At 44.6% G+C, this 1,336-nt stretch carries 1 pseudogene; it reads right to left on the bottom strand.

The features are described 5' to 3' along the window. Positions 1–1,336, bottom strand: a pseudogene (locus tag ACFO7M_RS12900) (hypothetical protein); the annotation flags it as partial.

Genomic DNA, 1,336 nt, shown 5'->3' on the forward strand with positions numbered 1-1,336 from the left:
AGTTGACCGTTGAATACGGGTTTTGTAGTATCTTGGACAGTTACGATTTGTGTGTGTTGCTCGTTGTTACCGGCACAATCGGTTACCGACCAGTTTCTGGTGATCGTGTAATTGGCTGAACACGCATCATCTTGTCCTGAGAAAGTTTCAGAGTATACGACTTGTACACTGTTGTCACAATTATCGGAAGCAGTCAGTACAGCTGGGGCGGGAATGTTATCACATTGTACCGTTACATCGCCAGAAAGTTGACCGTTGAATACGGGTTTTGTAGTATCTTGAACAGTTACGATTTGTGTGTGTTGCTGGTTGTTACCGGCACAATCAGTTACCGACCAGTTTCTGGTGATCGTGTAATTGGCTGAACACGCATCGTCTTGTCCTGCGAAAGTTTCAGAGTATACGACTTGTACACTGTTGTCACAATTATCGGAAGCAGTCAATATAGCTGGAGCCGGAACGTTATCACATTGTACCGTTACATCGCCAGGAAGTTGACCGTTGAATACGGGTTTTGTAGTATCTTGAACAGTTACGATTTGTGTGTGTTGCTCGTTGTTACCAGCACAATCGGTTACCGACCAGTTTCTGGTGATCGTGTAATTGGCTGAACATGCATCGTCTTGTCCTGCAAAAGTTTCAGAGTACACGACTTGTACACTGTTGTCACAATTATCGGAAGCAGTCAGTATAGCTGGAGCCGGAACGCTGTCACATTGTACCGTTACATCGCCAGGAAGTTGACCGTTGAATACGGGTTTTGTAGTATCCTCAACAGTTACGATTTGTGTGTGTTGCTCGTTGTTACCAGCACAATCGGTTACCGACCAGTTTCTGGTGATAGTGTAATTGGCTGAACACGCATCGTCTTGTCCTGCAAAAGTTTCAGAGTATACGACTTGTACACTGTTGTCACAATTATCAGAAGCAGTCAATATAGCTGGAGCCGGAACGCTGTCACATTGTACCGTTACATCGCCAGGAAGTTGACCGTTGAATACTGGTTTTGTAGTATCTTGAACAGTTACGATTTGTGTGTGTTGCTCGTTGTTACCGGCACAATCGGTTACCGACCAGTTTCTGGTGATCGTGTAATTGGCTGAACACGCATCGTCTTGTCCTGTAAAAGTTTCAGAGTATACGACTTGTACACTGTTGTCACAATTATCGGAAGCAGTCAATACAGCTGGAGCCGGAACGTTATCACATTGTACCGTTACATCGCCAGGAAGTTGACCATTGAATACTGGTTTTGTAGTATCTTGAACAGTTACGATTTGTGTGTGTTGCTCGTTGTTACCAGCACAATCGGTTACCGACCAGTTTCTGGTGATAG

The sequence above is a fragment of the Flavobacterium sp. GCM10023249 genome, from assembly GCF_042653365.1.
In the GTDB taxonomy this organism is placed as follows: domain Bacteria; phylum Bacteroidota; class Bacteroidia; order Flavobacteriales; family Flavobacteriaceae; genus Flavobacterium.